Source organism: Caulobacter vibrioides, assembly GCF_002310375.3.
In the GTDB taxonomy this organism is placed as follows: Bacteria; Pseudomonadota; Alphaproteobacteria; order Caulobacterales; family Caulobacteraceae; genus Caulobacter; species Caulobacter vibrioides_D.
Genome location: NZ_CP023315.3, coordinates 2117723 through 2128135 on the forward strand (window position 1 = coordinate 2117723; position 10413 = coordinate 2128135).

General features: G+C 67.8%; 9 protein-coding genes. 5 read left to right on the plus strand and 4 right to left on the minus strand.

Going from position 1 to position 10413, the window contains the following annotated elements; translation table 11 throughout:
- The first annotated feature begins 2 nt into the window (after positions 1–2).
- Entirely contained in the window at positions 3–1349 is a 1347-nt protein-coding gene (gene accC, locus CA606_RS10040; RefSeq protein ID WP_096051259.1) for an acetyl-CoA carboxylase biotin carboxylase subunit, read from the plus strand.
- A 13-nt stretch (positions 1350–1362) separates the two neighbouring features.
- Positions 1363–2016, plus strand: a complete 654-nt coding sequence (gene aat / locus CA606_RS10045) for a leucyl/phenylalanyl-tRNA--protein transferase (protein WP_096051258.1) — start codon at positions 1363–1365, stop codon at positions 2014–2016.
- On the opposite strand, the gene CA606_RS10050 is transcribed toward aat, so the two are convergent.
- Together CA606_RS10050 and CA606_RS10055 are read right to left on the minus strand one after the other, a co-directional pair.
- Positions 1953–2624, minus strand: a complete 672-nt coding sequence (locus tag CA606_RS10050; protein WP_096051257.1) for a DUF2155 domain-containing protein — start codon at positions 2622–2624, stop codon at positions 1953–1955. The two genes, aat and CA606_RS10050, sit on opposite strands and share 64 nt — an antisense overlap.
- A gap of 4 nt (positions 2625–2628) precedes the next feature.
- Entirely contained in the window at positions 2629–3024 is a 396-nt protein-coding gene (locus CA606_RS10055) for an NADH:ubiquinone oxidoreductase subunit NDUFA12 (RefSeq protein ID WP_096051256.1), read from the minus strand.
- A 278-nt stretch (positions 3025–3302) separates the two neighbouring features.
- Here CA606_RS10055 and CA606_RS10060 point away from each other — a divergent pair, with 278 nt between their 5' ends.
- From CA606_RS10060 to CA606_RS10070, 3 genes are all read left to right on the plus strand, one after another.
- Positions 3303–6026: a ribonucleotide reductase gene (locus CA606_RS10060; RefSeq protein ID WP_096051254.1), complete on the plus strand. Its 2724-nt coding sequence runs from the start codon at positions 3303–3305 to the stop codon at positions 6024–6026.
- A gap of 71 nt (positions 6027–6097) precedes the next feature.
- Positions 6098–6598, plus strand: coding sequence for a pentapeptide repeat-containing protein (locus CA606_RS10065; protein ID WP_096051253.1), 501 nt, complete (start codon positions 6098–6100; stop codon positions 6596–6598).
- A 94-nt stretch (positions 6599–6692) separates the two neighbouring features.
- Positions 6693–7577: a pentapeptide repeat-containing protein gene (locus CA606_RS10070; RefSeq protein WP_096051252.1), complete on the plus strand. Its 885-nt coding sequence runs from the start codon at positions 6693–6695 to the stop codon at positions 7575–7577.
- Between the two features lie 76 nt (positions 7578–7653).
- Here the strand turns inward: CA606_RS10070 and aspS are convergent, their stop codons facing one another.
- Entirely contained in the window at positions 7654–9492 is a 1839-nt protein-coding gene (aspS, locus tag CA606_RS10075; protein ID WP_181242533.1) for an aspartate--tRNA ligase, read from the minus strand.
- A 121-nt stretch (positions 9493–9613) separates the two neighbouring features.
- Positions 9614–10375, minus strand: a complete 762-nt coding sequence (tpiA, locus tag CA606_RS10080) for a triose-phosphate isomerase (protein WP_096051251.1) — start codon at positions 10373–10375, stop codon at positions 9614–9616.
- Positions 10376–10413 lie beyond the last annotated feature (38 nt).

Below are 10413 nucleotides of genomic sequence, written 5' to 3' on the forward strand. Positions count from 1 at the left end.
TCATGTTCGACAAGATTCTCATCGCGAACCGGGGCGAGATCGCGCTCCGGGTTCACCGCGCCTGTAAGGAAATGGGCATCGCCACGGTGGCGGTCCATTCCGAGGCCGACCGTAACTCCATGTGGGTGCGCCTGGCTGACGAAAGCGTCTGCATCGGCCCGGCTCCGGCCGCCAAGAGCTATCTGAACATCCCGTCGATCATCGCGGCCGCCGAGATCACCGGCGCCCAGGCGATCCACCCGGGCTATGGCTTCCTGTCGGAGAACGCCCGCTTCGCCGAGATCGTCGGCGCGCACGGCTTCACCTTCATCGGTCCCAAGCCCGAGCACATCCGGATGATGGGCGACAAGATCACCGCCAAGCAGGCCGTGAAGGACGCCGGCATCCCGGTCGTTCCCGGCTCGGACGGCGGCGTGTCGACCGAGGAGGAGGCCTTCGAGGCCGCCGAGAAGATCGGCTTCCCAGTCCTGATCAAGGCCGCCGCCGGTGGCGGTGGTCGTGGCATGAAGGTCGCCCAGACGCGTGAAGACCTGGCCGAAGCGGTCTCGACCGCCCGCGCCGAGGCCCGCGCCGCCTTCGGCGACGACACGGTCTATATGGAGCGCTACCTCCAAAAGCCGCGCCACATCGAGCTGCAGGTGATCGCCGACAGCCACGGCAACGTGGTGCACCTGGGCGAGCGCGACTGCTCTCTGCAGCGTCGCCACCAGAAGGTTCTGGAAGAAGCCCCCTCGCCCGCCCTGTCCGCCGAAGGCCGCGCCAAGATCGGCAAGGTCGTCGTCGATGCGGTCAAGGCCATCGGCTATCTCGGCGTCGGCACCATCGAGTTCCTGTGGGAGAACGACGAGTTCTTCTTCATCGAGATGAACACCCGCCTGCAGGTCGAACACCCGGTCACCGAAGCCATCACCGGCATCGACCTGGTGCGCGAGCAGATCCGCATCGCCGCCGGCCTGCCGCTGTCGTTCACCCAGGAAGACGTTGTCTTCGAGGGCCACGCGATCGAGTGCCGAATCAACGCCGAGAACGCGCGGACCTTCACGCCTTCGCCGGGCGTGATCACCGACTTCCACGCCCCCGGTGGCCTGGGCGTTCGCCTGGATTCGGCGATCTACACCGGCTACGCGATCCCGCCGTACTACGACAGCCTGATCGGCAAGCTGATCGTGCACGGCCGCGACCGCGCCGAGTGCATCGCGCGCCTGAAGCGTTGCCTGGGCGAGATGGTGGTCGGCGGCGTCGAAACCACGATCCCTCTGTTCCAGGACCTTCTGGTGCAGTCCGATATCCTGGCCGGCGATTACGACATCCACTGGCTGGAACGCTGGATCAAAGCCCAAGACGCTTGAGGTCCGGTTTGCGATGGACGACGCCTTCACGGTCGACGATCTGATCGCCTGCTATGCGCGTGGCGTCTTTCCGATGGCCGACGCGCGAGAGGACGAGAGCCTCTTTCTGATCGATCCCGAGCGGCGCGGCGTGCTGCCGCTCGGGAGCTTTCACATTCCCAAGCGCCTGGCCCGTACGGTTCGCAATGGACCCTATGAGGTCCGCGTCGACACCGCCTTCGACGCAGTGATCGAGAGCTGCGCCGCCTCGCGGCCCGGACGGCTGGACACCTGGATCAATCATCCGATCCAGCGGCTCTATGGCCAGCTCTACGCCCGTGGGCTCGCCCATAGTGTCGAGACCTGGCTGGGGGATGAGCTCGTCGGCGGGCTCTACGGCGTGTCTCTGGGTGGAGCCTTCTTCGGCGAAAGCATGTTCTCGACCGCGCGGGACGCCAGCAAGGTGGCCCTCGTTCACCTCGTCGCGCGCTTGGTCGCGGGCGGGTACACGCTTTTGGACACTCAGTTTCTCACCGAGCATCTGTCGCAATTTGGCGTCACGGAGATCAGCCGCGCGGACTATCGCCGTCGGCTGTCCAAGGCCCTGGCGACGCAGGGTGACTTTTACGGCTTGGCGGGCGCCTCGACGGGGATCGACTGCTTGCAGGCGATCAACCAGGCGTCATAGACCGGATGCTGCAGCGGGTTCAGGCCCGGCGAGCTCGCATACATCCAGCCCTTGTAGATCTGCCGTCCCGGCGGGGCGGCGCGCCCCGCTTGAGCCTTAGGCTGGGTGTCCACGACGACATAGGCCGTTGATTCCGGCGCGACCTCGTCGGCGGCCGCCGTTTCGCAGGCCCGCACCGTGAAGATCAGGGTCTTGTAGCGGATCGGCTGACCAATCGGGACCTCGAACCGCATCGTCTCGGTCGTGACCTTGTCCAGCGCCTGCAGGATCGCCACGGCGTAGCGCGCGCGCTTGGCGGGCTCGGCCGGCTTGGTCGCAGCCGCAGTCGCAGGCTTGGCCGGGGTCGAGGTTCCCGGCGCGGGCGACGCCGGCGGGTTCGGGCGCGTTGCGGCGGGCGCGACCTGCACGGGCTGGGCGGGACGGAGTTCTCCGGCCGACGGCGCCGACGCGGGTCTGGCGGCCGGCGCCACAGGCGCGGGGGTCGCTGCGGGCGCAGCGGCCGGGGCTTGTGCTGGGGGCGTCCCCGCCTGACGCGCGACAGCGATACCCGCCACGGCCAAACCGGACAGGGCGCTGACGGCCGCGATCAGGGACGCCCGGCGGGCCATGTCCCTATTCCGGCGACCAGGCTTGATAGTCGCTCGTCGCCGCTTGACGTTCACCGCCACGAGCCAGCGAACCCTGCGGACGCCAAGCGTGCACGGTGCCGGTCAGGTTAGGAAGCGTGTCCTTCTCCCATTCGCGGCGCTTCAGCGGCTCACGGGTCGGCGGCTCATCTAGCGTGTAGTGCAGCCAACCGCTCCACTCGGCCGGAACCTTCGAGGCCTCGGCGTAACCGTTGTAGATCACCCAGCGGCGCTTGCGCTCGTCGTAGCTGTCGCTGTTGTCGCGCGCCTCGAAGTAGCGGTTGCCGTAGTCATCTTGACCCACGAAGACGCCGCGACGGCCGATGTGGAAACGTTGACCCAAGGTCGCGCCGTTCCACCACGTGAAGATCGCTTTCAGCACTACGTTCGCACCTGAATCTGCAAGGCTTTGCACGGCCGCGATAAGCGCGGCGAAGCGGGCGGACCATAGCGCCCCGCGCCGCCACCGTCCAGCCGCGCGCCTGTCGCGGCGAACTTCAACATCTTGTGGATTAGCGCCCCTTCACCCGCAACATCTATTGAGAGGCGCGGATCAAGGTTCTAGCTTGTGGTGCGACCTTACGCCCTTCCCGGCCGCGTGGAATCACACGTTAGGGATTTGGTAAGCACTCAAGCTGGCACCCGGACCAGGAAACGCCCATGCGCACCGCCGCCAAAGCCGCAGGTCTAGCTCCCGCGATGGAATGGCGGGACCTGGAAAGGGCTGACGGCATCGAGGTCGTCTCCGCGCCCGCCTCCTGGTCCGACGCCCGAGTCGAAGCCTGGCTTGACTGGGGTGGCGAGGTCGAACCAAAGGCGCCGCTCGGCGGCGGTCCCACGCGCTACGCCGGGCGGGTCGCCCAGCTTGGCCTGTCGCATGGTCTGTTTGGCGACAAGGCCGACGCCGACGCGTTCCGCGAGGCGTTGCTGACCACCATGCTGTCCGGGATCGCCACGCCGACCGCCGGCCAGGCGGGCCTCCAGCTTTTGCCGGACATCACCGAGTTCGAATTCCAAAGTCAGGCGCGCGGCATTCTGGTTCGCCGTCGCAGCCGCGATCTGGCCGCCCAGGCGTCCGCGCGACTGAACGCTGCGCTTGAGCACGTCGCCGATGCTGTCCGCCGCTGCCAGGGCGACAGCCGAGCCTGCTCGGATGTGCGCAAGAACCCGGCCCTGGCGCGGGCGGCGCGCAAGGCGCGCGAGCTCGGCGCGGACGATCAGACAATCCTCGACGCCATCGCCATGGCCGATCAGCCCCGGGCCTCGCTGACCGGCCTGGCGCCCGATCGTGATCCGCCTGTGGTCGCCGCGGCCACCCGGCAGGGCGTGTCCGCCGGCGACGAAGCTGCAACCTTGGCCGCCCAGGTCGGCTGGGAGACGAGCGCCCTGACGCTGGCGCTGGCGCCGACCGACGCCGAAGCCTTGTCGCGCGGCGTGGCGATCGGCGCGGCGATTGACGCCAGCGCCTTCCTCGACGCCGACGGGTTCGATATCGAGCGCTTCACCTTCGTCTGCCACCTGTGGGCCACGGCTCTGGAGCTGGACCGTGGCGAGCGGCCTGCTCGGCTCTCGCTGGCGGGCGTGGGCGACTGCCTGTTGAGCCAGGGCTACAGCCAAACCAGCGTCGAAGGCCGCGATGGCGCCGCCGCCTTGTGGGCCCTGGCCGTCGGCGCTGCGCTTTCCGCCAGTGCGGAAGCGGCGACCGCCCTGGGGCAGGACCCCATTTTCGCCCAGGACCGCCAAGGCGTCCTGAAGACCTTGGCCGAACGCCGGGTCCGCGCCGCCGCACTGCGCTCGGCGCTGGCGACGGAAGCCGCAGCCGCGCTCGCGACGGCGCACGCCCTCGCCCGCAAGCACGGTTTGCGCTCGGCCGGCCTGGTCGGCCCCTTCGTCGACGCCGAGGCGACCCTGCGTCTTGGCGGCGCGCCCGTGGGTCCGGCGGGCGCAATGGCGCCGGTTTCGGTGGCCCAGACGGCCGACGGCTTCCTGCTGCCAACGTTCAGCGCCGCCGCCTTCGAGGCGCTATCCTCCGAGGCCGTCGACCTTGACGCGGCCCGTCGCCACGCGCTCGGCCATGGATCGCTGGCCGAAAGCCCCGCGATCGACCACGCCATGCTTCAGGCGCGCGGCTTCACCGCCCACGAGATCGAGAAGGCCGAAAACGCCTTGCGTGAGCATCACGGGATCCGCGCGGCGTTCGCCCCGTCCGTGGTGGGCGCCGGCTTCCTGCGCGACGTCCTGGGCGCGTCTGCGGAGGACGTCGCCCGTCGCGACTTCGACACCCTGGCCTTCGCCGACTTTTCGGTTGCGGAGATCGCAGCGGCCGAACGCCATGCCCTGGGCGCGGGCACGCTGGGCGACTGCGAGGCGTTGAACCCCGACCTGCGCGAGGCCTTCCGCTCCGTGGAGAGCGCGTCGTTCCCCGAACGCCTGTCCATGCTCGCGGCCGTGGAAAGCTTCGCCTGCCTGCCGACGGCGGTGACGGTGTTGATCCCGCACGATGCGCGTCCGGCCGACGCGGTGCGCGCCCAGGCCGCGGCGGCCAGGGCCGGTGTTCGCGCCCTGCGCCTGCAGCGCGCGCCGACGCCCGCCGACTTCAAGCTGGACCTGCCCGAAGAGCCTGCGGCCGAAGCGCCCCGCCCCGCTCCGGCGCGAGAACCGGTGGTGACCGAGCGCGTCGTCGAGCGGATCGTCGAGCGCGACCGCTCGCGCCGTCGCCTCCCCGACCGTCGCAAGGGCTACATCCAGAAGGCGGCCGTGGGCGGGCACAAGGTCTATCTGCACACCGGCGAGTACGAGGACGGCGAACTGGGTGAGCTGTTCATCGACATGCACAAGGAAGGCGCGGCCTTCCGGAGCCTGATGAACAATTTCGCCATCGCCGTCTCGCTGGGTCTGCAGCACGGCGTGCCGCTGGACGAGTTCGTCGACGCCTTCGTCTACACCAAGTTCGAGCCGGCGGGTCCGGTCACGGGCAATGACTCGATCAAGTCCGCGACCTCCATCCTGGACTACATTTTCCGCGAGTTGGGCGTTTCGTACCTTGGCCGCGACGACCTCGCCAATGGCGACCCCGGCGAGTTCAACGCCGATGGCCTTGGGGCCGGCAAACGCCTCGCCGAGGACGAGCTGCTGGACGACGACGCCGATCCGGTCCCCGCCAGCCGCTTCATTTCCAAGGGCTTTTCGCGCGGCGCCACGCCCGACAATCTGGTGTTCGCCAGCTTCGGTCGGCGTCGGTTGGAAGGCGCTGACCGGCCCGGGGCGGATGGTGAGATGTGCCCAGCGTGCGGGGACCTTTCCCTCGTGCGGCGGGGCGGCTTGACCGTCTGCGACACCTGCGGGGCGCAGTCGGAACGCCCAGGCCCGATGGCGTCCTCTTGAGCGCGTTTGGTTGGCGTTAAGCTTGCTGGGTCAGGGTGGATCCTGCCTCTTCGCTCGGAACGTGCGCCAGAATGAAACCGATCGCCCAATTCGCAGCCGCCGCCCTTGGCGTGGCGTTGGTCGCCGCGACGCCCGCGAGCGCCCAGAACGCCGGCCAGATCGCGGCCGTGCGAAACGGCGCGCACTGCCCGCGTTGCAACCTCTTCCAGGCGGATGTGTCCAACCTGACCTTGAAGGGCAAGAACCTCGCCGGCGCGCGCCTTCGCCAGGCGGACTTGTCGACCGCCGTCATGAACCGCAGCAGCTTCGCCAGCGGCGACCTTAGGGACGTCAACGCCTATGGCGGGGTCTTTACGGGGGCCAGTTTCGCGCGCGCGGACCTGACGAACGCCAGCTTCGTCGGCGCCTATCTGCAGGGCGCGAACTTCACGGGCGCAAGGCTCGCGGGCGTCAACTTCTCGGGCGCCGAAATGGGCCGCGCCGCGGGCCTCAAGCAGAGCCAGTTGAATCAGGCCTGCGGCGACGACTCCACGTTGTTGCCGCGTGGCCTTTCGATCCCGCGCTGCCGTTAAATCCCCGTCATTACCGCAATTTAAGTGGTCTCTACCCCTCCGACGGTTCAAACCGTAACTCACACAGTCGCGTATGGACTGCACGGAGAAGTCGATGTCCCGCTTGGGCGTTTCCATCGCCGCCTTGACGCTGAGCCTGCTGGCGATGACCGGTCAGGCGAGCGCCCGGACCGAAGATAAGGACGTCGCCAAGCTGACCTCCTTTGGCGGCATGTGCGCCAACTGCGACCTCGCGGGTCGCAAGCTGATGAACGCCAAGTTCACGGGCGCCAACTTCACCAAGGCCGTTCTGATCGGGGCCGACCTGCGCGGCGCGATCTTCTATGGGTCGCAGTTCAGCTGGGCCGATCTGAGCCGCGCCGATCTGCGCGGCGCCGAGATGCGCGGCGCCAACTTCACCCGCGCCAACTTCACCGACGCGCGTATGTCCGGCGTCGAGAGCAGCGGCGCCAACTTCGCTCAGGCGACTCTGGTCCGCGTGGACCTGTCTTCGGCGGAGCTGCACGCCGCCAACATGGCCGGCGCCAACCTGCAGAAGGCGCGCTTCGCCAACGCCGAACTGATCGCCGCCAATCTGTCGGGCGCCAACGCCCGCGACGCCGACTTCTCGAACGCCGACATCAACAACGCCAACTTCCAGGGCGCGCGCTTCGACGGGGCCCGTTTCCACAACGCCGACATGACCGGCTCGAACCTGCGCGGCGCCATCTTCAACGGCGCGGACTTCCGTAATGCGGACCTGACGATGGTCAATCTCAGCGGCGCGGATCTGTCCAGCGCCCGGGGCCTTGATCAGGAGCAGTTGGACGACGCCTGCGGCGACAGCGCCACGCGCCTGCCTTCGGGGCTGAATGTCCGCACTTGCAACGGTCTGCGTGGCGGTCAGCACTTCATGCTGTTACGCGCGGTTCCCAAAGCGCCGCCCGCGCCCGCTGCGCCCCCGGCCCCGCCGAAACCACCCAAGCCTCCGAAACAGTGAGGCCTCCGTAGTGGAACGAAAAAGCCCTCCGATCAGCTGATCGGAGGGCTTTTTCTTGTTCCGCTTGCGATCAGGCTTACACCTTGATGGGCGGCGCGGTCCGGATGTGCAGTTCCTTCAACTGCTTGTCGAGCACGTTGGCCGGGGCGTTCATCAGGAGGTCCTGGCCCTGCTGGTTCAGCGGGAAGGCGATGACTTCGCGGATGGCGACCTGGTCGGCCAGCAGCATGACGATACGGTCGATGCCGGGCGCCAGACCACCGTGCGGCGGCGCGCCGTAGCGGAACGCGTTCAGCATGCCGCCGAACTGCTCCTCGACCACTTCGGGACCATAGCCGGCCGTAGCGAAGGCCTTGAGCATGATCTCGGGCTTGTGGTTCCGGATCGCGCCCGAGCACAGCTCGTAGCCGTTGCACACGATGTCGTACTGGTAGGCGCGGATGGTCAGAGGATCCTGGGTCTCCAGGGCCTCCAGACCGCCTTGCGGCATCGAGAACGGATTGTGCGAGAAGTCGACCTTCTTCTCTTCCTCGTTCCACTCGAACATCGGGAAGTCGACGATCCAGCAGAACTTGAACTGGTTTTCGTCGACCAGCTTCAGCTCCGTGCCGACGCGGGTGCGCGCCAGGCCGGCGAATTTGGCGAACACGGCAGGATCGCCGGCCACGAAGAACGCGGCGTCGCCGGCGCCCAGGCCCAGCGACTCCATCAGGGCTTGCGCCGGCTCGCCCAGGTTCTTGGCGATCGGGCCACCCCATGAACCTTGGTCTTCCGACCAGAACACGTAGCCCAGGCCTGGCTGGCCTTCGCCCTGGGCCCAGCTGTTCATGCGATCGCAGAAAGCGCGGCTGCCGCCGGTCGGCGCGGGGATGGCCCACACCTGGTTCTTGGCGTCGGCGCCCAGGATCTTGGCGAACAGGCCAAAGCCGCCGTCACGGAAGTGCTCCGAGACGTTGGCCATCTTGATCGGGTTGCGCAGGTCCGGCTTGTCGCTGCCGTACCAGGCCATCGACTGGGCGTAGGTCAGGCGCTCGAAGCCCTTGTGTTCGAACGATTGGCCAAAGTCGTTGGTGAAGGTATGCGTGCCGCTGATCGGCGACACCGGCTTGCCGTTGCTGAACTCCTCGAACACGCCATGCATGACGGGCTCGATGGCCGCGAAGACGTCTTCCTGGGTGACGAAGCTCATCTCGACGTCGAGCTGGTAGAACTCCAGGCTACGGTCGGCGCGCAGGTCTTCGTCGCGGAAGCATGGCGCGATCTGGAAGTAGCGGTCGAAGCCCGAGACCATCAGCAGTTGCTTGAACTGCTGGGGCGCCTGCGGCAGCGCGTAGAACTTTTCGGGGTGCAGACGCGAGGGCACCAGGAAGTCGCGCGCGCCTTCCGGCGAGCTGGCGGTCAGGATCGGCGTCTGGAACTCGTTGAAGCCCTGCGCGAACATGCGGTTGCGGATCGACTGGATCACGCGCGAGCGCAGGACGATGTTCTTGTGCAGCGTCTCGCGACGCAGGTCGAGATAACGGTGCTTAAGGCGGATCTCTTCGGGATAGTCGGGCTCGCCGAAGACGGGCAGCGGCAGCTCAGCGGCCTCGGACAGCACCTCGACGGCCGAGACGCGGATCTCGATCTCGCCGGTCGGCAGGTTCGGGTTCACGACGCTGGCGTCACGGGCGATGACTTCGCCGTCCACGCGGATCACGCTCTCGGCGCGCAGGCGCTCGACAACGTTGAAACCCGGGGTTTCGGGGTGCAGCACCAGCTGGGTCAGACCATAGTGGTCGCGCAGGTCGATGAAGACCAGACCGCCGTGGTCGCGCTTGCGGTGGATCCAGCCCGACAGACGCACGGCCGAGCCGGTGTCGGAAGCGCGCAGGGCGCCGCAGTTGTGGGTGCGATAGGCGTGCATGGCGGTCATGAAAGTCTTGAATACGCGGTGATTTGCAAGGCGCGGTAAGGCGCACGTGGGCGCCGCGATGTCAAGGATTCTGGGACAGACCGTGCGCGGGCACGGCCTGTCCTTGGAAGGTTCTTGAGGTCTAGGCGGCCCGGATGATGGCCAGGAAGTCCGTCGCCTTCAGCGAAGCGCCCCCCACCAGGGCGCCGCCGACTTCCGCAGCCGCGAGAATCTCGCCCGCGTTTTCGGGCTTTACGGAGCCGCCGTAGAGGATGGGGACGACCTTGCCCTGCTCCCCGAAGATCGCTGCGAGCTCGGCGCGGATCGCAGCGTGCATTTCCACGATGTTGTCCACTGACGCCGTGCGGCCCGTTCCGATCGCCCACAGCGGCTCATAGGCGAGGTTGAAGGGCTTGCCGGCCAGCGATGCCGGGAGCGACTCGCGCACCTGGGCGACAACGAAGGCCACCGCGTCGCCCGCCTCGCGCGTTTCCAGGGTCTCGCCGACGCAGACGATGGGCTCCAGGCCCGCCGCCGCCGCCGCTTCAGCCTTGCCGGCCACCTGAGCGGAGGTTTCGCCGTGGTCGGTGCGCCGCTCGGAATGGCCGCAGATCACCAGAGATCCGCCGGCGTCCAGAATCATCTCGGCGGAGATGTCCCCGGTGTGCGCGCCGCTGGACTTGCCGTGGCAGTCCTGCGCGCCGGTGGCGACGGGAGAGCCCCGCACCGCTTCGCTCAAGCGCGACAGCAGGGTGGAGGGCGGGAAGATCGCCACGCGGGCGGTCGAGGCCTGGCTCTCAAGGGCGGCCGCGACGGCGCGGGCCTCGTCGAGGGCGGCGGAAAGGCCGTTCATCTTCCAGTTTCCGGCGATCAAGGGCCGGGACGTTGTGCTCGAAAGGGTCATGAGCGCCTTCTTGAGGTCACGCTCCCTTGGGAAGTCAA